This window comes from Geodermatophilus sp. SYSU D01186 (assembly GCF_054050215.1).
On the sequence record NZ_JBJGYW010000015.1, the window covers coordinates 79,199 to 98,440 of the forward strand.

General features: G+C 74.8%; 17 protein-coding genes. 14 read left to right on the plus strand and 3 right to left on the minus strand.

All coding sequences use genetic code 11. From position 1 onward, the window contains the following. Window positions 1-56: 56 nt before the first annotated feature. Both ACI784_RS12960 and ACI784_RS12965 read right to left on the minus strand, forming a co-directional pair. On the minus strand, window positions 57-3,050 hold the full coding sequence (locus tag ACI784_RS12960) for a tetratricopeptide repeat protein (RefSeq protein WP_457013760.1): 2,994 nt from the start codon (window positions 3,048-3,050) through the stop codon (window positions 57-59). Window positions 3,051-3,937: 887 nt separating this feature from the next. Further along, window positions 3,938-4,429 (minus strand): inorganic diphosphatase, encoded by a 492-nt coding sequence (locus ACI784_RS12965; protein WP_456921483.1) that lies wholly within the window; start codon window positions 4,427-4,429, stop codon window positions 3,938-3,940. Between the two features lie 55 nt (window positions 4,430-4,484). On the opposite strand from ACI784_RS12965, the gene dacB reads away from it, so the two are divergent. The 10 genes from dacB to ACI784_RS13015 all read left to right on the plus strand — a co-directional run bounded on the left by dacB (window position 4,485) and on the right by ACI784_RS13015 (window position 14,036). Continuing rightward, window positions 4,485-5,909: a D-alanyl-D-alanine carboxypeptidase/D-alanyl-D-alanine endopeptidase gene (gene dacB / locus ACI784_RS12970; protein WP_457013761.1), complete on the plus strand. Its 1,425-nt coding sequence runs from the start codon at window positions 4,485-4,487 to the stop codon at window positions 5,907-5,909. 107 nt (window positions 5,910-6,016) lie between these two features. Continuing rightward, the gene (locus ACI784_RS12975) at window positions 6,017-7,111 is read left to right on the plus strand and encodes a zinc-dependent metalloprotease (RefSeq protein WP_457013762.1); all 1,095 of its coding nucleotides are present in this window, start codon (window positions 6,017-6,019) and stop codon (window positions 7,109-7,111) included. A 19-nt stretch (window positions 7,112-7,130) separates the two neighbouring features. Continuing rightward, entirely contained in the window at window positions 7,131-8,117 is a 987-nt protein-coding gene (tilS, locus tag ACI784_RS12980; RefSeq protein WP_457013763.1) for a tRNA lysidine(34) synthetase TilS, read from the plus strand. Between the two features lie 26 nt (window positions 8,118-8,143). Next, window positions 8,144-8,728, plus strand: coding sequence for a hypoxanthine phosphoribosyltransferase (gene hpt, locus ACI784_RS12985; RefSeq protein ID WP_457013764.1), 585 nt, complete (start codon window positions 8,144-8,146; stop codon window positions 8,726-8,728). A 392-nt stretch (window positions 8,729-9,120) separates the two neighbouring features. Next, complete coding sequence (gene ftsH / locus ACI784_RS12990) at window positions 9,121-11,112, plus strand: ATP-dependent zinc metalloprotease FtsH (RefSeq protein WP_456921488.1); 1,992 nt, start codon at window positions 9,121-9,123, stop codon at window positions 11,110-11,112. A 52-nt stretch (window positions 11,113-11,164) separates the two neighbouring features. After that, on the plus strand, window positions 11,165-11,788 hold the full coding sequence (gene folE / locus ACI784_RS12995) for a GTP cyclohydrolase I FolE (protein WP_456921489.1): 624 nt from the start codon (window positions 11,165-11,167) through the stop codon (window positions 11,786-11,788). Beyond that, window positions 11,785-12,648: a dihydropteroate synthase gene (folP, locus tag ACI784_RS13000; protein ID WP_456921490.1), complete on the plus strand. Its 864-nt coding sequence runs from the start codon at window positions 11,785-11,787 to the stop codon at window positions 12,646-12,648. The genes folE and folP overlap by 4 nt, the downstream gene beginning before the upstream one ends. Further along, complete coding sequence (folB, locus tag ACI784_RS13005; RefSeq protein WP_456921491.1) at window positions 12,638-13,027, plus strand: dihydroneopterin aldolase; 390 nt, start codon at window positions 12,638-12,640, stop codon at window positions 13,025-13,027. The genes folP and folB overlap by 11 nt, the downstream gene beginning before the upstream one ends. Beyond that, the gene (gene folK, locus ACI784_RS13010) at window positions 13,024-13,530 is read left to right on the plus strand and encodes a 2-amino-4-hydroxy-6-hydroxymethyldihydropteridine diphosphokinase (protein ID WP_457013765.1); all 507 of its coding nucleotides are present in this window, start codon (window positions 13,024-13,026) and stop codon (window positions 13,528-13,530) included. The genes folB and folK overlap by 4 nt, the downstream gene beginning before the upstream one ends. 5 nt (window positions 13,531-13,535) lie before the next feature. After that, on the plus strand, window positions 13,536-14,036 hold the full coding sequence (locus ACI784_RS13015; RefSeq protein WP_456921493.1) for a DUF3180 domain-containing protein: 501 nt from the start codon (window positions 13,536-13,538) through the stop codon (window positions 14,034-14,036). 10 nt (window positions 14,037-14,046) lie between these two features. Here the strand turns inward: ACI784_RS13015 and ACI784_RS13020 are convergent, their stop codons facing one another. Further along, a complete protein-coding gene (locus tag ACI784_RS13020; protein ID WP_457013766.1) occupies window positions 14,047-15,225 on the minus strand; it encodes an ABC transporter ATP-binding protein in 1,179 nt (392 codons plus the stop codon). A gap of 3 nt (window positions 15,226-15,228) precedes the next feature. On the opposite strand from ACI784_RS13020, the gene ACI784_RS13025 reads away from it, so the two are divergent. From ACI784_RS13025 to ACI784_RS13040, 4 genes are all read left to right on the plus strand, one after another. Next, on the plus strand, window positions 15,229-15,960 hold the full coding sequence (locus ACI784_RS13025) for an ABC transporter permease (RefSeq protein WP_457013767.1): 732 nt from the start codon (window positions 15,229-15,231) through the stop codon (window positions 15,958-15,960). Beyond that, the gene (locus ACI784_RS13030) at window positions 15,957-16,688 is read left to right on the plus strand and encodes an ABC transporter permease (protein ID WP_456921496.1); all 732 of its coding nucleotides are present in this window, start codon (window positions 15,957-15,959) and stop codon (window positions 16,686-16,688) included. Before ACI784_RS13025 ends, ACI784_RS13030 begins: the two co-directional genes overlap by 4 nt. A 156-nt stretch (window positions 16,689-16,844) precedes the next feature. Continuing rightward, window positions 16,845-17,858 carry a glycine betaine ABC transporter substrate-binding protein gene (locus tag ACI784_RS13035; protein ID WP_457013768.1) on the plus strand — a complete coding sequence of 338 codons (1,014 nt, stop codon included), beginning with the start codon at window positions 16,845-16,847 and terminating at the stop codon, window positions 17,856-17,858. Window positions 17,859-17,972: 114 nt separating this feature from the next. Beyond that, entirely contained in the window at window positions 17,973-19,205 is a 1,233-nt protein-coding gene (locus ACI784_RS13040; RefSeq protein WP_457013769.1) for a DUF6779 domain-containing protein, read from the plus strand. Window positions 19,206-19,242 lie beyond the last annotated feature (37 nt).

Here is a 19,242-nt window from a genome sequence, read left to right on the forward strand (position 1 = left end):
GCGCGACGGGTCCTCGGCAGGATGGCGAGGCGCGGGGTGTCCGATGAGCGGGGCGGCTAGAGACGCCGTGGGCGGGGCATGGGGCGGGGCTCGATGTCGATCTCCCGCATCCGCGCGGCGTAGATGTCGTGGTGGCGTCGGGCCTCGCCCAGCCGGCCGGCCTCCAGCAGCGCCGCCACCAGGTCGAGGCGCACCTCTTCGTCGTAGGGGTCCTCCTCGAGCAGCCGTAGGCCTGCCTCGATGACCCGGTCGACGTCTCCGGAGGCCCGGAAGCACGAGACGAGCGCGCGCAGCACCGCGATCCGCTTGGCGCGGATCTCCTCGGCCAGCAACCCCGCCCACTCCTGGTAGGGGTCGTCCTCGAACAGTTGACCGCCGTGGGCGGCCACCGCGCCCATGAGCAACTCAGGGGCGTCGGGTTCGCCGCTGCGGTGGGCGTTGAGTGCCGCAGCGGCTCGCTCCATGAACTCCTCGACGTCGATCCGGACACGAGAGCTGTCAAGCCAGACGACGGAGCCGTCGGACATCAACGGGCTCGGCTCACCGGGACGGGGCTCGAGGATGTCGCGGACCGTCGAGAGCAGCACCGAGAGCCGGTTGGCCGACTTGCCCGGGTCACTGTCCGGCCACAGCAGTTCCGCCAGCCGGTCCCGCGGTGTGGGCCGCCGGTGGGCGACGAGGATCTTGATCAGGTCCCGCGCCTTCTTCGACTGCCATTCACCCTTGGGGACCGGCACCCCGTCACGGATCACCTGGAAGACGCCGAGGGCCTGGATGGACACCCGGGGAGTGGAGTGGAGCAGGACCGCGAGCGGCCCGGCAGCCCGCCGCGACTCGATGTCGACGCCGCTCGCGCGCAGCGTCTGGACGGCTCGACCGGCCTCGAGCCGCGCCGACGGACCCCCGAAGCTGCCTGCGGCCATCCGGGCCACGGCCTCGTCCAGGATGCAGCCGGTCTCCTGCCAGATCTGGATCGCCTCGGCCAGCAGCTCGACGTCCGTGCTCGGGTTCTCGGAGGCCTGCACGCTCAGCAGGATCGCCTCGGCCAGACCGAGGTCATCGCGTCGCCTGCGGGCGACCGCCCCTGCACGGGCGGCGTCCATGACGGCGGCCGTCCGGTCGCCGCCCAGCAGAGCGACCCAACCACGCGTCAGCAGTGCCGCCACCTGGTGGAGCGGTTCCGACATCGCCACCGCCCGTTCGGCCAGCCTGCGGGCCAGGCGGAGGTCGTCGGCGGCTCGGACGCGGGCCAGCCCCATCAGGGCGTGCGAGGACCCGATCGAGTCGGGGCCGCCCGCGGCCGTCGTCAGGGCTTCCTCGTACGCCGCACGGGCACGCTCCAGCTGGCCCCGGATGCGGTACAGGTCGCCCAGACCCGACAGCGGCCAGGCGAGGAACCGCGAGCCGAGACGCTGGAACAGCTCGATGGCGGCAGTCAGCTCCTCCGCCGCCGTGTCGAGTGCCCCGAGGCGGATGCTCGCCTGGGCGAAGGTCGTACGCGCATGTGCCTCGAGGAAGGGGACTCCGCACTTCTGACCGAGAGCCCGCAGGGGTCCCGCCTCGGCCGCCGCGTCGCGCGGCGATCCCATCTCGAGCACGTGCACGGCGCGGCTGACACGGACCCACAACTGTTGCACAAGGTCGTTCTCGTTCTCCGCGAACCCCAGCGCATTGGCGAAGTGGGCGTCCACGTTGCGGCGGTCGCCATCGGCGGCGGCGAGCATGGCGAGCACGTTGTGAACCGGGCCGTATGCACTCGGGAGGCCGCAGCGCCTCGCCCGTCCCAGCGCCTGGTGGGCGACCCTCCTGGCGTCGTGGAGGTCGCCGACCATGCGATGGGCAGTCGCCACCTGCGCCAGCAACCACGCCTCGTCGAGGGCGTCCTCCCGCTCGAGTGCGAAGTTCTCGAGCAGTGAGGGGATCTTGCCGAACTCGCCCTGCATCGTGAGCATCCAGATGATCCGCCACCCGAGCTCCGGCCGGAGCTGCTCGTCGTTCCCGGCGGCGCGCTGGTAGGAGTCGAAGGCGGCGAGCCAGAGTCCCCGCACCTGGCGTGCCCGGTCGAGTGTCTGCTGGAGCCGCACGTCGTCCGCCGGCTGCGTCGCGAGCTCGGCCGCCTGGAGGACGGCGTCGGTGTCGGTGTCGCCGGATGGCAGCGGGGCGGCGCCGTGGTCGATCAGCAGGGAGGCCGTCCTCTCGTGGTCCCCCGCGGCGACGAGGTGCCGCAGCGCCTGGCCGTACGCTCCCCTCGCCATGCACTCGCCGGCTGCGGCCGCGAGCAGCCCTGCCCGCTCGGCCCGTGGCGTGACGGCCTCGTGCCGGAAGTAGTCGGCCAGTGCGGGCGGCAACGTCCAACCGGAGACGTCGCCGGGTGTGCGTCGCAGGAGACCCCGGCGGGTCAGGTCTGCCAGCACCGCCGCCGGGTCCTGCGCCTCGCCGCCGATGGTGGCCGGGCTCGTGACCCCACCGAACACGGCGATCCGCCGCAGGAGGTCCTGTACCCAACGCGGCTCGGTGCCGACGACCTCCTCGGTCAGGTAGGCGTGGAACCGCTCGCCAGGATGCACCAGGTTCTCCAGGGCCTCGGCGTACTCGCTGGGTCCCAATCGAGGCAGCGCCTCGGCCGCCGCCTGGACGGCCGTCGGCCACCCGCCGGTCCACTCCCACACCTGCTCGGCGAGGGCGTCGTGAGGAACGTCCGTCCGACGCAGGATCTCGGCGACCTCGGAGCGGGTGAACGCCAGGTCGGATGCGTCGATGTCGCTCACCAACCCCTGGCCGCGCAGTCGGGCGAGGGAGAAGGGCACCTCTCGACGCGAGACGAGGACGATGCGGAACAGGTCTGGGGCGTACCAGCACAGTCCCTCGAGCAGTCGCACGGCGCCCGACCGGGGCGGCAGCCGCTGGACGTCGTCCACGACGAGGACGAGTTCTCGGGTGAGGGCTCTGCTGAGCCACTCGCCCGCTTCCGCGGCCTTCGCACCGAGGTGATCCGCGTCGCCGGTGCCCGTCGGGACGTCGGTGACCAGGTCCGGCCCGTCCGGTCCCACTGCTCCCCGGAGCGCCTCCAGGACACACGCGGCGTCCTGCCGGCACTCCGACCCCAGCCAGACGGAGCGGCGACGGCTCGCCCAGGACGCGACGGCGGTCGTCTTCCCCCATCCCGCCGCGCCGAGGACCACGCAGACCCGACTTCGTCCGAGGTTGGCGAGCTCGCGGTGGAGCGAGCCTGCCGGGCGCCGTCCTTCCGGACGCGCGCCGAGTTCCATCGTCATGCTGTTCCCCCTGCGTCGAGCCGATACCGGAGCGGACGGTCGCCGCTCCGTCACCGGTCATGGACGTCAGCACTCCTGGTCACCGTGTCCGGCACGGGTCCGCAGCCCTGGGTCGACGAGGCCGTGGATCGCGGTCGAGCCGCGGCACGCGGGTCCGCCCCTCGCGATGGGGCGGTCCGTCGTCCGGCAGTGGCCGGCTGCTTCCCCGCGGCTCGAGCGTCGAGGTCCACGGGGGACCCGGCGACCACCATCGGACGAAGTCGATCCAGCGTGAGCGGACGGCGTAGAGGCAGCTAGCGAGCACCACCCCCGTACAGGCTCGTGAGCTACGGCGACGGAGCGCCGAGCACGTGGTCCGTCGGTCCTCGCACGGACCGCTCGTGGATTACGAAACGTCTACAAGCCATAACTGGGGGGGCAACAGGGGGTAGCGACTTGATTCCTCGGGGAGGCGGCTCTGTGACGCGCGCCTTGGCGGTCCGCGCACACAGACGTACGCCGCGTAGTCACACCCCTGAAAGAGACCGGGCAGGACCGCCATGGCCGCACATCGCGTGCGTCGGAGACGGCGACGGCGGTGCACCCGCTGAGGGGTGCACCGCCGTCGGCGTCCGTCGTGCGCTCGGCGGCCGCTCGGAGAGGGCCAGCGGCAGCGGGTGGGGTCAGTGGTGCCCGTTCTCCTGGGCCCGCGCGAGCGAGGCGTGGATCTCCGCCTCGGCCTCCGCGCGGCCGACCCACTCGGCGCCCTCGACCGACTTGCCGGGCTCGAGGTCCTTGTAGGTCTCGAAGAAGTGCTGGATCTCCAGCCGGTCGAACTCCGACACGTCGTGGATGTCGGTGAGGTGGGCCATGCGCGGGTCGGTGGCCGGCACGCAGAGGACCTTGTCGTCCCCGCCCTTCTCGTCGGTCATCCGGAACATGCCGATGGCCCGGCAGGTGATGAGACACCCGGGGAACGTCGGCTCGTCCAGCAGCACCAGGGCGTCGAGCGGGTCGTCGTCCATGCCCAGGGTGTTCTCGATGTAGCCGTAGTCCGCGGGATAGCGGGTGGAGGTGAAGAGCATCCGGTCCAAGCGGATGCGTCCGGTGGCGTGGTCCAGCTCGTACTTGTTCCGCTGGCCCTTCGGGATCTCGATCGTCACGTCGAACTGCACGGGTCGTAGTGTGGCTCACCGGACCCCGGGCGACCGCCGGAGGTCGTTCCAGGGGGTGGGCACCATCGCGTCGAGCGGGTCGGCGACCGTCACGCCGAAGTACTCACGGTTGCGTCGCCGGCTCCTCCTCGGCCTCGTCGTGGTGCTGCTCCTGGTCGCCGGCGGCGTGTGGCTCCTGGTCGCTCCCGGGTCCGGGGACGGCGGGACGGCGGACGAGCCGGGCGTCGCCGAGGCCCGGCTGCCCGACGTCGAGGCCGCCGCGCCGGTGCTGGCCGCGCTGGGATCGGAGGCGCCCGCGCCGGACGCCGACGTCCTGGCCGCCGACCTGGAGCCGCTGCTGGCCGCGCCCGCCCTCGGCGCCGGCGTCTCGGCGTCCGTCGTCGACGTCGCGACCGGCGAGCTGCTGCTGGACCGGGACGCCGACACCCCGGCGGTCCCGGCGTCGACGGCGAAGCTGCTCACCGCTGTCGCCGCGCTGACCACGCTGGGCCCGGAGACCACCTTCGAGACGACGGTCGTGGCGGGGGAGGCCCCGGGCGAGATCGTCCTCGTCGGCGGCGGCGACCCCACGCTGTCGACGACCGCGCCCTCCCTGAGCTACCCCGGCGCGCCGACCGTCGCCGACCTCGCCGCGCAGGTCCGAGCCGCCCTGCCGTCGGGTACCCAGGTCACCCGCGTCGTCGTCGACAGCTCGCTGTTCACCGGGCCGCTGACCGCCGCCGGCTGGGGTCCCGGCGACGCGCCCTCCAGCTACGCCGCCCCGGTCACCGCCACCGCGGTGGACGGCGCCCGCGTGCGCCCCGGGGAGCCCGCGCGCAGCGGCCAGCCGGGTCTGGACGCCGGCGCCGCGCTCGCCGACGCCCTCGGCGTGCCCGGCGCGGGCATCGCACTCGACGTCGCGCCGGAGGGCGCCGAGACGCTCGGCACGGTGCACTCCGCGCCGGTGGCCCGGCTGGTGGAACAGGCGCTGTCCCAGTCCGACAACCTGCTCGCCGAGACCCTGGCCCGCCACGTCGCCCTCGCCCGCGACCTGCCGGCCACCTTCGAGGGGTCCGCGGACGCGGTGACCTCGGCGCTGGCGGCGGCCGGCCTCGACGTCGCCGGGGTGACGCTGCTCGACGGCAGCGGCCTGTCCCAGGACGACCGGGTGCCCGTCGACCTGCTCACCGACCTGCTCACCGGCGCGGCCGACGGCACCCTCTCCGAGGCGACGGCGGTGCTATCCGGGCTGGCCGTCGCCGGTTACGACGGCACCCTCGCCGACCGCGGCGACGAGGACCCCCGGACCGCACCCGGCACGGTGCGCGCCAAGACCGGCACGCTGCTCGGCGTCCACGCCCTCGCCGGCACGGTGGTCACCGTGGACGGCCGGCTGCTGGCCTTCGCCGTCGTCGCGGACGGCGCGCCGGGCGACGGGCAGGCGGCCGAGGACGCCCTGGACGACGTCGCGACCGCGCTGGCCGGCTGCGGCTGCCGCTGAACGGCCTCGCCCCGGGACCGCCCTGAGCGTGCGAGGGGTGGGGAGGGCGAGGCCCTCCTACGAGGCGTGGGGGGAAGGGTGGTCCTCTTTCCGCGTACGGTGAGGCGATGAGCAGCGCCGCCTCGATGGTCGACTGGGAGCTCGCCGGACGCACCGCCCGCCGCCTGGTCGGCCCGGGCCCGGAGACGACGCGGGAGGAGGCCGCCGCCGTCGTCCGCGAGCTGCACGAGGCCGCCGCCACCGCCGTGGCCCACGTCGAGCGGCTGACCGGTCTGCAGGCGCTCCCGTCGGGCCCGGTGCCCGAGGTCGCCGTCGTCGACCGCCCCGGCTGGGTGGACGCGAACGCCGCGGGGATGGCCGCGCTGATGGATCCCCTGGTCGAGGCGCTCATGGCCCGGCAGGACTCCCGCCCCGGCCCGCTGGCCACCGCGATCGGCTCGCGGGCCACCGGCGTGCAGGCCGGCGGGATCCTCGCCTTCCTGTCCTCGCGCGTGCTGGGCCAGTACGAGGTGTTCGGCACCGGCGGCCGGCTGCTCCTGGTCGCGCCCAACATCGTCGACGCCGAGCGCCGCCTGGGCGTGGACCCGAGCGACTTCCGGCTGTGGGTGTGCCTGCACGAGGTCACCCACCAGCTGCAGTTCACCGTGTTCCCGTGGCTGCGCGACCACCTCGAGGCGCAGGTGGCGGAGTTCGTGGCGGCCACCGACCTCGACGCCGACGTCCTGCGCGACCGGCTGCGCGACGTCCTGCGCGGCATCGGCGACGCCGTCCGTGGGGGTGAGGGCAGCGACGACAGCGGCCTGATGGCGCTGGTCCAGGACCCCCGCCAGCGCGCCGTCCTGGACCGGGTCACCGCGGTGATGAGCCTGGTCGAGGGGCACGCGGAGTACGTCATGGACGGCGTGGGGCCCGACGTCGTCCCGTCGGTGAAGACGCTGCGCAAGCGCTTCGCGCAGCGGCGCAAGGGCCGTGGCCCGCTGGACCGCGTGCTGCGCCGGCTGCTCGGGCTGGAGCAGAAGATGAAGCAGTACGCCGACGGGCGGCACTTCGTCGGCGGCGTCGTCGACCTCGTCGGCATGGAGGGCTTCAACCGCGTCTGGTCGGGGCCGGAGACGCTGCCCCGCATCGAGGAGCTCACCGACCCGGCCCGCTGGGTGGAGCGGGTGCACGGCCGCCCGGCCATCGTCGCCGGGGGCTCGTGACCGCCGGCGAGGGGTAGCGGTGTCCGGCCCGCCGCCGGCGGTCGCCCGGATCCGCAGCGCGGTGCGTCCCGGCCTGACGTCGTCGACGGCCCCGGTGCTGGTCGCCGTCAGCGGGGGAGCGGACTCCCTCGCCCTGGCCGCGGCCGTGGCGTTCGAGGCCCCGCGCGCCGGCGTCCCCGCCGGGGCGGTGACCGTCGACCACGGGCTGCAGCCCGGGTCGGCCGCCCGCGCCGAGGCCACCGCCGGGCTGCTGCGCGGCCTGGGCCTGGACCCGGTCTCCGTCGTCCCGGTGCGCGTCGGTGCGGACGGCGGTCCCGAGGGCGCGGCCCGCGCCGCCCGGTACGCCGCGCTCGCCGAGGTCGCGGCGCGCGGCGGTGCCCGCGTGGCCCTCGGCCACACCCTCGACGACCAGGCCGAGACCGTGCTGCTCGGGCTGGGCCGCGGCTCGGGGCCGCGCAGCGTCGCGGGGATGGTCGAGCACCGCGGGCACTGGTGGCGGCCGCTGCTCGGCGTGCGCCGGGAGACCACCCGCGCCGCCTGCGCCGACCAGGGGCTGCCGGTGTGGGAGGACCCGTGGAACGCCGACCCGGCGTACACGCGCGTGCGGCTGCGCACCGAGGTGCTGCCGCTGCTGGAGGAGGTGCTCGGGGGCGGCGTCGCGCCCGCCCTCGCCCGCACCGCGGCGATGCTGCGGGAGGACCTCGACGCCCTCGACGACCTGGCCGCCGCCGAGCTGTCCCGGCTGGCCGGCGCCGAGTCACCCCCCGCCGACCCCGTTCCGGCCCGCGACCTCGCCGCTCTGCCCCCCGCCCTCCGGCGCCGCGTGCTCCGGGGCTGGCTGCGCGGCGCGGGCGTGCCGGACCTCCAGGCGGTGCACCTCGCCGCCGTCGACGCCCTGCTCACCCGGTGGCGCGGGCAGGGCCGGATCGACCTACCGGGCGGTGCGGGGGTGGTCCGGGCGTCTGGCAGGCTCGTGGTCCTGCCCCCGGATGCGCGGGGCTCCTGATCCGCACCACCTGAGGAGCGCGACACGTGAGTGAGCAGGCCAGCGGCACCGCAGAGCTGGGCAACCACCACGGCTACGGCCCCGACATCGACCACGTGCTCCTCAGCGAGGAGCAGATCCAGGCCAAGATCGCCGAGCTGGCCGCCCGGATCGCCGAGGACTACGCCGGCAAGGAGGTCCTGCTGGTCGGCGTCCTCAAGGGTGCGGTGCTCTTCATGAGCGACTTCGCGCGGGCGCTGCACCTGCCCACCCAGATGGAGTTCATGGCCGTGTCGTCCTACGGCTCGGCCACCAGCTCCTCCGGCGTCGTCCGCATCCTCAAGGACCTCGACCGGGACATCAGCGACAAGCACGTCCTGGTGATCGAGGACATCATCGACTCCGGGCTGACCCTCTCCTGGCTGCTCAAGAACCTCGGCAGCCGCCGGCCGGCGTCCCTCGAGGTGTGCGCCCTGCTGCGCAAGCCCGACGCGGTGAAGGTCGAGGTGCCGGTCCGCTACATCGGCTTCGACATCCCGAACGAGTTCGTCGTCGGCTACGGCCTGGACTACGCCGAGCGTTACCGCGACCTGCCCTACATCGCCACGCTGCGCCCCGAGGTGTACCAGTGACACCGCGGTCCTACCGGACCGCACCGCGGCCAGCGGCCGTCCCCGGCCGGCGCTGAGCCCCTGCCCGTGTCCCGGTCGGGGAACCCTCCGGGCCCCCGCGACCGGTCCACCCCGGCCCGGGTGCCGTCCCGGCACCCGTAGGGCCGTGGCCACGGCCGTCCCGGGCTGCGCTGAGCCGCTGCGGTGTCCGCTGACGGCGGCTTCCCCGACGGGGGGACGTGCAGGCGCTTCGCGGCTCGCGCACAGCTGTCGTCCAGGGTCCCCGGTGTACCGTCGATCGCAACGACGCTGCACGAGCGCCGGGGTGCCCGCCCGGGTCGCCGAAGCGTCCCCGCGGACGATCAGGAGGGTGGACGGGCCAGGCCGGACCCCCGGCCGCCCGGCATCGGTGTATGGAACGTAAGAAGATCTTCCGCTCCGTGTGGTTCTGGGTCGTCCTCGTCGTCCTCCTGGCGTTGGCGTTCTCCTCGCTGTTCCGCGGCAACGGTGGCTACCAGGAGGTCAGCACCGCGACCGCGCTGGAGCAGATCACCGGCGGCAACGTCGAGTCGGTCACGATCAACGACAAGGAACAGACGCTCGACCTCGACCTGACCAACGCGGTCGACGGCAGCGACAAGATCACCGCGTCCTACCCGATCGGCGCGTCGGACGACATCTTCGACCTGGTCTCCGGCCTGAACGGCGACGGGGGCGGCGTCGACTTCAACACCAACGTCACGCAGGACAACGTCCTGGTCAGCATCCTGATCAGCTTCCTGCCGTTCGTGATCCTCCTGCTGCTGCTGTTCTGGCTGTTCAACTCCATGCAGGGCGGCGGCCGCGGCGTCATGGCCTTCGGCAAGTCCAAGGCCAAGGTGGTCAGCAAGGACACCCCGAAGACGACCTTCGCCGACGTCGCCGGCGCCGACGAGGCGATCGAGGAACTGCACGAGATCAAGGACTTCCTCGCCAACCCGGTCAAGTTCCAGGCCGTGGGCGCCAAGATCCCCAAGGGCGTGCTGCTGTTCGGCCCGCCCGGCACCGGCAAGACGCTGCTCGCCCGCGCCGTCGCCGGTGAGGCCGGGGTGCCGTTCTTCTCGATCTCCGGCTCGGACTTCGTCGAGATGTTCGTCGGTGTGGGCGCCAGCCGCGTCCGCGACCTGTTCGAGCAGGCCAAGCAGAACGCGCCGGCGATCATCTTCGTCGACGAGATCGACGCCGTCGGCCGGCACCGGGGCGCCGGCATGGGCGGCGGCCACGACGAGCGCGAGCAGACGCTCAACCAGATGCTCGTCGAGATGGACGGCTTCGACGTCAAGGGCGGCGTCATCATGATCGCCGCCACCAACCGGCCCGACATCCTCGACCCCGCCCTGCTGCGCCCGGGCCGCTTCGACCGGCAGATCGCCGTCGACCGCCCCGACCTCGAGGGCCGCAAGGCGATCCTCTCCGTCCACGCCAAGGGCAAGCCGCTCGCGCCGGACGTCGACCTGGAGACCGTCGCCCGCCGCACCCCCGGCTTCACCGGCGCCGACCTCGCCAACGTGCTCAACGAGGGCGCGCTGCTCACCGCCCGCAACAACGGCACGGTCATCACCGACGCCACCCTCGAGGAGGCGATCGACCGCGTCATCGCCGGCCCCGAGCGCAAGACGCGGGCGATGAGCGAGAAGGAGAAGAAGGTCACCGCCTACCACGAGGGCGGGCACGCCCTCGTGGCGCACGCGCTGCCCAACCTGGACCCGGTGCACAAGGTGACGATCCTGCCGCGCGGCCGCTCGCTGGGGCACACGCTCGTGCTGCCGACCGAGGACAAGTACACGCAGACCCGGTCGGAGATGATCGACACCCTCGCCTACGCCCTGGGCGGGCGGGCCGCCGAGGAGCTGGTCTTCCACGAGCCGACCACCGGCGCGGGCAACGACATCGAGAAGGCCACCTCGCTGGCCCGCGCGATGGTCACCCAGTACGGCATGAGCGCCAAGCTGGGCGCGGTCAAGTACGGCAGCAACGAGTCCGAGCCGTTCCTCGGCCGGGACATGCACACCCGGCCGGACTACTCCGACGCCGTCGCCGCGGACATCGACGCCGAGATCCGCGCGCTCATCGAGGCCGCCCACGACGAGGCCTGGGAGATCCTGGTGGAGTACCGGGGGGTCCTCGACCAGCTCGTGCTGGAGCTGATGGAGAAGGAGACCCTCTCCAAGGAGGACATGGCCCGCATCTGCGAGCCGGTCACCAAGCGGCCCTCGCTGGCGCCGTACAACGGCTTCGGCAAGCGGACGCCCTCGGACCAGCCGCCGGTGCTGACCCCCGCCGAGCGGGCGGCGCAGAACGGCAGCGGCCGGATCGGCGGCGGCTCCACGGCGGTCGGTGACGTCGGCGCACCGGTGCAGCGGTGAGTGAGCTCGTGGCGCCACGGACGCGGTCGACGGGCGCCGGCGGGGTGGCGGCGTGAGCGAGGTCCCGGCGGAGCCGGACGATCTGCTCCTGCGGCGACCGCCGAACTCCGGCGTCGACCAGGAGCGGGCCGAGGCCGCCGTCCGTGAGCTGCTCATCGCCGTCGGGGAGGACCCGGACCGGCCCGGGCTGAAGGACACCCCGGGCCGGGTCGCCCGCGCCTACGCGGAGACCTTCGCCGGCCTGTGGCAGGACCCCGCCGACGTCCTCGCGACCACGTTCGACGAGGACCACGACGAGATGGTCCTGGTCAAGGACATCCCGATGTACTCGACCTGCGAGCACCACCTGGTGCCCTTCCACGGCGTCGCGCACATCGGCTACATCCCCGGCGACGACGGCCGGGTGACCGGCCTGTCGAAGCTGGCGCGGCTGGTGGAGGTCTACGCCCGCCGCCCGCAGGTGCAGGAGCGGATGACCAGCCAGATCGCCGACGCGCTGGCCGAGGTCCTCAAGCCGCGCGGGGTGCTGGTCGTCATCGAGGCCGAGCACCTGTGCATGGCGATGCGCGGTATCCGCAAGCCCGGCTCGACGACGGTCACCTCCGCCGTCCGCGGGATCTTCCGCGACAACCCGGCCACCCGCAGCGAGGCGATGAGCCTCGTGCTGGGGCGGTGACCGCCCTCGAGCTGCCCCGCCCCGGCCACTGCGTGGTCATGGGGGTCCTGAACGTCACGCCCGACTCGTTCTCCGACGGTGGCTGCTTCGCCGACGCACACTCGGCGGTCGCGCACGGACTGGCCATGCACGCCGCCGGTGCCGACTACGTCGACGTCGGCGGGGAGTCCACCCGCCCCGGCGCCGACCGGGTGGACACCGACGAGGAGTGCCGCCGGGTGCTGCCCGTCATCCGGGAGCTCGCCGACGCCGGGGTGCGGGTCAGCGTCGACACCACGCGCGCCGAGGTCGCGGAGGCCGCGCTGGGCGCCGGCGCCACCCTGGTCAACGACGTGAGCGGCGGGCTGGCCGACACCGGCATGGCCCGGCTGGTCGCCGACGCCGGCGTGCCCTGGGTGCTCATGCACTGGCGCGGGCACAGCCGGGAGATGTACGCCGCGGCCCGCTACGGGGACGTCGTCACCGAGGTCTGCGCGGAGCTCACCGCCCGCGTGGAGGACGTCGTCGCCGCAGGCGTGGCGCCCGAGCAGCTGGTCCTCGACCCCGGGCTGGGCTTCGCCAAGCGGGCCGAGCACAACTGGCGGCTGCTCGCCGGCCTCGACCGCATCGTCGGCCTCGGCCTCCCGGTGCTGGTCGGCGCCTCCCGCAAGACCTTCCTCGGCCGGCTGCTGGCCGACGCCGAGGGCACCGTGCGGCCCGCCGAGCAGCGGGACGCCGCCACCCTGGCCACCACCGTGCTCGCGGCCGAGGCCGGTGCCTGGGGGGTGCGGGTGCACGACGCGGCCGCCTCCGCCGACGCCGTCCGCACCGTCGCCGCCGTCCAGGCCGCCCGCCGTGAGGGGAGCACCCGTGGCCAGTGACCACCCGCCCCGCCGCCCCGACCGCATCGCCGTCCACGGCATCACCGCGCACGCCCACCACGGCGTCTACGACTGGGAACGGGAGAGGGGCCAGACCTTCCGCGTCGACGCCGTCCTCGAGCTCGACACCGCCCCCGCCGCGGCCGGTGACGACCTCGAGAAGACGGTCAACTACGCCGAGCTGGCCCAGCAGCTGCACGCCGTCCTCACCGGGGAGCCGGTGGACCTGCTGGAGACCCTCGCCCAGCGCCTGGCCGACGTCTGCCTCGCGTCCGCGCTCGTCGACGCCGTCGAGATCACCGTGCACAAGCCCGACGCCGACCTGGGCGTGCCCTTCGACGACGTCAGCGTGAGCATCCGCCGCGAGAAGCGGGCATGAGCCGCGCCGTCCTCTCCCTCGGCGCCAACCTCGGCGACCGCGCCGCCGCGCTGCGCGGCGCCATCACCGCGCTGGCGGACGACGGCGTGCTCGTCGCCCGCTCGACGCTGTACGAGACGCCGCCGTGGGGGCCGGTCGAGCAGCCCCCGTACCTCAACGCGGTCGTCGTGGTGCGCGGCGACCGGGACGCCGCCGGGTGGCTGGCCCGCGCCGCCGAGCTGGAGCAGGCCGCCGGGCGCACGCGGGAGGTGCGATGGGGCGCGCGCACCCTCGACGTCGACGTCGTCACGGTCACCGGGGACGACGGGCAGCCGGTGCTCTCGGACGACCCGGTGCTCACGCTGCCGCACCCGCGCGCGCACGAGCGGGCGTTCGTCCTCGTGCCGTGGCTGAGCCTGGACCCCGCGGCGGAGCTCCCCGGCCACGGGCGCGTCGCCGACCTGCTGGCCGCGCTGCCGCCCGAGGACGTCGCGGCCGTCGTCCGCTGGGACCACCTCCAGTGAGGCCGGTGTCCCGGCGGGACCTCGCCGTCCTGGCCGCCGGCCTGGCCGTCGCGACCTGGCTGGTGGTGCGGACGGCGTACGGGTCGCTGCCCGGGCTGAGCTGGTGGCTGCCGGTGCCGCTGGCCGTCCTGGCCGTGGCGGAGCTGCTCGGCGCCCGCACCCTGCGGGCCCGCCTGGCCGCCCAGCGCGACCGCCGTCCACCGGCCGAGCGGGGCACCGCACCCCCGGTGCGGCCCGTCGAGCCGATGCTGGTGGCCCGCGCCGCGGTGCTCGCCCAGGCCAGCGCCTACGTGGGCGCGGCGTTCGTCGGCATCTGGCTGGGCGTGCTCGCGCACGTGGCGCCGGCCGTGTCGCGGCTCGAGGCGGCGGCGGGGGACACCGTCGCCGCCGTGGTCGGCGTGGCCTGCGCGGCGGCCCTGCTCGGCGCGGCGCTGTGGCTGGAGTCGGTCTGCCGCATCCCGCCGTCGAGTCAGGACGACGAACCGCCCGCGGCGGCGCGCGGCTGAGACCCGCCGGTCAGGACGACGACGCGACCGACCGGCGCAGTGCCGCGTGCAGGGACCCGGGCGTGAGGACGCCCAGGTAGCGGTCGCCGTCGACGACCGCGACCCAGCCGGCGTCGGACTGCAGCATCGTGGCCAGCGCCGTCTTCAGCGGCGCGCCGACCGGCACCGTGTCCCCGCCCGGGGCCATCGCCGAGGCCACGGGCCCGGCCCCGGCCGCCCGCGAGGCGGGCAGCCACCCGGCCGGCCGCGCCCCGTCCAGGACCACCGCCCACGCGGCGCCGGCCCGGTCCAGCACCGCGCCGGCGTCGGCCAGCCCGTCGTCGGCCCGCAGCACCGGCGGCTGCTCCAGGTCGGCGGCGTCGACGGCGGTCACCGCCAGCCGCTTGAGCCCGCGGTCCGCGCCGACGAAGTCGGCCACCCGGTCGTTGGCGGGTCGCCCCAGCAGCTCGGCCGGCGGCGCGAACTGCTCGACCCGGCCGCCGCTGCTCATCACCGCGATGCGGTCGCCGAGCCGCACCGCCTCCTCGATGTCGTGGGTGACGAACACGATCGTCTTGCGCACCGTCTCCTGCAGCCGCAGGAACTCCGTCTGCAGCCGCTCGCGCACCACCGGGTCGACGGCGGAGAACGGCTCGTCCATCAGCAGGACGGCGGGGTCGGCGGCCAGGGCGCGGGCCACCCCGGCCCGCTGCCGCTGCCCGCCGGAGAGCTGGGCGGGGTAGCGGTCCCCGTGGACGGCGGGGTCGAGGCCGACCGTCGCCAGCAGTTCGTCCACCCGGTCGCGGGTGCGCCGCTTGTCCCACCCCAGCAGGCGCGGGACGGTGCCGACGTTGGTGCGCACCGTCTGGTGCGGGAACAGGCCCACGCTCTGGATGACGTAGCCGATGCGGCGGCGCAGCCGGTCGGCGTCGGCGCGGGTGACGTCCTCGCCGCCGATCAGGATGCGGCCGGTCGACGGCTCGATGATCCGGTTGATCATCTTCATGGTCGTCGTCTTGCCGCAGCCCGACGGCCCGACCAGCACCGACAGCTCCCCGGCGGCGAGGGTCAGGTCGAGCTCGGCGACGGCGACCGTGCCGTCCGGGTAGACCTTGCTGACCCCCTCCAGGCGGATCTCCTGGGCGACGCCGTCCCCGGTGGGCGCCGGGCGTGCCGTGGTGGGGACGGGCGGAGCGGCAGTAGCGTCCACGACGTGGCCTCCCTGGGTGCTCGTCCCCTGCTGGGCGCGGCGGGCGACCCGGGTTCGCAGGTGCTCGCGGCGGACGGGGCGCCGAACCCCTGGTTCGACCCGTCGTACGTGACCGACAACTGGTCCACCATTGTGGGCCACCTCGGCCAGCACGTCAGGCTGACGGTCGGCGCGGTGCTGCTGGGGGCGCTGCTCGCGCTGCCACTGGCGCTGCTGGCCCGGCGCACGCGCCTGCTGTCGGGGCCGGTGCTGGGGCTGTCGTCGGTGGTCTACACGATCCCGTCGCTGGCGATGTTCTCGTTCCTGGCGCCGGTGACCGGGCGGCTGTCGGCCACGACGGTGCTCATCGGCCTGACGCTCTACACGCTGGTCATCCTGGTGCGGAACTTCCTCGCCGGGCTGCAGGCGGTGCCGGACGACGTCCGGGAGGCGGCCCGGGGGATGGGGTACGGCCCGGCCCGGCTGTTCCTCCAGGTCGACCTGCCGCTGGCCCTGCCCGCGTTCATGGCCGGGCTGCGGATCGCCACGGTCTCCACCGTCGCGCTGGTCACCGTGGGTGTCATCACCGGCAACGGCGGTCTGGGGCAGCTGATCGTCGGTGGGTTCAACGCCAACTTCTACCGCGCCGAGATCGTGACCGGCGCGGTCGGCTGCGTGCTCCTGGCCCTGCTGGCCGACGTGCTCCTCGCCGGGGTGGAGCGAGCGCTGACGCCGTGGACGAGGGCGCGCGCATGAGCGCCTTCGGCGACGCCGTCGTCTACCTCAACGACCCGCTGAACTGGACACGCCGCGGCGGCATCCTCGACCTGCTCGTCCAGCACCTCGCCGTCTCGGCGGCCGCGGTGCTGGCCGCGGCCGTGGTCGCCCTCCCGGCCGGCGTCCTGCTGGGCCGCAGCGGGCGCGGTGCCGGCGGCATCGTCGTGCTCTCCAACGTCAGCCGGGCGGTGCCGACCCTCGCCCTGCTCACGGTCTTCGCGGTGACCCCGATCGGCTTCAGCGACGCCGCGACGATCGTGGCGCTCGCGGTGTTCGCCGTCCCGCCGATGCTCACCAACACCTTCGTCGGCTTCCGCGAGGTCGACCGGGACGTCCAGGAGGCGGCCCGTGCGATGGGCATGAGCGGCGGCCAGATGCTCCGCCGGGTGGAGTTCCCCCTCGCCCTGCCGTTGGTCATGACCGGCGTCCGGACGGCGGCGGTGCAGGTGGTCGCGACCGCGACCCTGGCCGCGCTGGTCGGCGGGGGAGGGCTGGGCCGGGTCATCAACCTGGGCTTCGGCCAGCAGGACCTCGGCCAGATCATCGCCGGGGCGGTGCTCGTGGCCGCGCTTGCCCTGCTCACCGAGCTCGTGCTGGTGGTGCTGTCCTGGGCGGTCACCCCCGGGCCGCGCCGGCTGCCGCTGCTCGGCGTCCGCCAGGGGCAGGCGGGGCAGCCGGAGCCGACGGCGTCCGGCGTCCCGCTGTGAGCGGCTGACCAGGACCGCTTCGTAACAACCGGGCAACAGCTGCCGCTGCGGGTTGGTCCCCGAGCGGGCGGCAGAGTTGCATGTCCGTCGCGGGGCTCCTCCCGCCAGACACGCGTCGCGGCCGGTCGGCCGCACGGGACACAGAAGGCGGGCGACATGCGCAGCCGTACCCGGATCCTCCCTCCCCTCACCCTCGCGGCGGTGCTCCTCACGGCCACCGCCTGCGGTGAGTCCGGCTCGTCGGGCACCAGCGGGGGCGGCGGCAGCGGGAGCGCCGCCTCGGGCGACGCCTGCGCCCCGGTCGCCGGCGACCAGCTCGTGGTGCTCGAGGACGACCGCGAGCTGCAGAACGCCGACAACGTCGTCCCCGCCGTCAACGCCGCGACGGCCCAGGCCAACCCGGCGCTGCTGGCGGCGCTGAACGCGGTTTCCGCGGCCATGAGCACCGAGGACCTCATCGAGCTCAACGCCGCGGTCGACGTCGACCGGCAGAGCGCCGAGGACGTCGCCGCGGGCTGGGTCGAGGACAGCGGCGTGACCGACGGCCTGGAGCAGGGCAGCGGCACGATCGCCGTCGGCGGCGCGAACTTCACCGAGTCCACCGTCCTGGCCAACGTCTACGCCGACGTGCTGGGCGCCGCGGGCTTCGACGCCTCCGTGCGCGAGGTCGGCAACCGCGAGCTGTACCTGCCCGCGCTGATCTCCGGCTCGGAGATCCAGGTCTTCCCCGAGTACCTGTCGACGGTCACCGAGTTCCTCAACCGCCAGGTCAACGGGGCCGACGCCGAGCCGGTGGCCAGCGGCGACGCCCAGGCGACGGTGACCGCGCTGCAGCCGCTGGCCGAGCAGGTCGGGCTGGTGTTCGGAGAGCCCTCGGAGGCCGCCGACCAGAACGCCTTCGCCGTCACCCAGGAGTTCGCCGACGGCCTCGGCGTCACCACGCTCTCGGAGCTGGCCGACGCCTGCGGCGACGGCTCGCTGGTCCTGGGCGGCCCGGCCGAGTGCCCCGAGCGGCCGTTCTGCCAGCCGGGCCTGGAGGAGACCTACGGCCTGCAGTTCGCCGAGTTCCGCGAGCTGGACGCCGGTGGCCCGCTGACCAAGGCCGCCATCCAGCAGGGCGAGGTCTCGATCGGCCTGGTCTTCAGCTCCGACGGGGCCCTGGCCCAGTAGGAGGACCCCGTCCCCCCACCCTCCGCACGCTCAGGGTGGCCCCTGAACGGGGCCACCCGTGCGGCGCCCTCTCATGATGTGATCAGGGGCCTGCGCACCGTTACCCTGGAGCCCATGCCGGCCGACCGGGACGACGCGCGCACCGGTCGCTCCCCCGGGGCGCCCCCGGGCCTGCGCGCGGCCGGCCTGGCCGCCGGGTTCCTGCTCGCCGTCGCCGCCACGGTGGTCGTCTTCGTCACCGACGACCCGCAGGTCCTGCGGCTGGCGGTCGTGGGTGCGGCCTGGGCGTTCGTGCTCGCCGCGCTGGCGGGCTCCCGCCGGACCGGCGGCGGCGAGCCGGCCGACCGGCCGGACCTGGCCGCGGTGGAGCGCGCGGCCGCCGAGCGCGAGGCGGAGCTGCGGCTGGCCTACGAGCTCGAACTGGAGCGCGAGGTCGCCGCGCGCCGGGAGGTCGAGCTGCGGGCCGAGAACGACGTGCGCCGCGGGACCGAGCAGGCGATCCGCACCGAGCTCGACGCGCTGCGACGGGACCTGGCCCAGGTCCCCGAGCTGCGCCGCGACGTCGCTGCACTCGGGGAGCTGCGTGCGGGGCTGTCCCAGCTCGGCGACCTCCGGGGCGACCTCGCGCAGCTGACCGAGCTGCGTGCGGACGTCGGCCGACTGCGCACCGAGCTCACCGAGCAGCTGTCCGGGGAGATGCTCGTCGAGCGGATCATGCTGCGCACCCAGTCCTCCCGCACCGTCCCCGGGACGACGGAGCCGCCGGCCACCCGCACGATCGACGCCGCGGGCTGGTCCGGGCCGGTGTCCGAGCTCACCGCGGCCCGTCCGGCCGTGCGGCTGGAGGACCTCCCCGGCGACGGCCGGACGCGGCGGACCGACGCCGTGCGTGCCGGGCAGCCGACTGCCGCCTCCGCCGCGACTCCGCCTCCGCCGCCGCTGGACTGGCTGGCGGAGCGGGCCCTCGTCGAGCCGGGGGAGGCCGACTCCGCCCGCCGGTCCCGGCACGTCGCGGTGGCCGGCCCGCCCCGGCCGCAGCCGACCCGCCCCCCGGTGGAGGCGCCGGAACCCGAGCGGCGTCGCCGTTCCACCGACGAGCCGCCCGGCCGGCCGCCGGTGCCCGCGGAGCGGCCGACCGAGCAGCGTCCGGCCCTGCGGCCGGACGGCTCGACGCCCGCGTGGTCCGCGGCGCCGGCCGCACCCGCGGAGCCGGAGACGGGGTCGTCGCGGCTGGCGGAGATCCTCGCCGAGAACGGCGCCCCGCCGTCCGGAGGCCGCCGCCGGCGCCGCTACCGCGAGGACGGCGACGGCGACGACGTCCTCTCCCGGGTCCTCGGCGGAAACTGACGCCGGCTCTGCCGGGCCCGCCCGTTCCGGGCCCCGC

Bases quoted from the DNA above. Each gene is read 5' to 3' on its own strand.
- ACI784_RS13030 (WP_456921496.1), top strand. From the start codon at position 15,957: ATGAGCGCCTTCGGCGACGCCGTCGTCTACCTCAACGACCCGCTGAAC.
- ACI784_RS13040 (WP_457013769.1), top strand. From the start codon at position 17,973: ATGCCGGCCGACCGGGACGACGCGCGCACCGGTCGCTCCCCCGGGGCG.
- ftsH (WP_456921488.1), top strand. From the start codon at position 9,121: ATGGAACGTAAGAAGATCTTCCGCTCCGTGTGGTTCTGGGTCGTCCTC.
- ACI784_RS13035 (WP_457013768.1), top strand. From the start codon at position 16,845: ATGCGCAGCCGTACCCGGATCCTCCCTCCCCTCACCCTCGCGGCGGTG.
- folK (WP_457013765.1), top strand. From the start codon at position 13,024: ATGAGCCGCGCCGTCCTCTCCCTCGGCGCCAACCTCGGCGACCGCGCC.
- ACI784_RS12975 (WP_457013762.1), top strand. From the start codon at position 6,017: ATGAGCAGCGCCGCCTCGATGGTCGACTGGGAGCTCGCCGGACGCACC.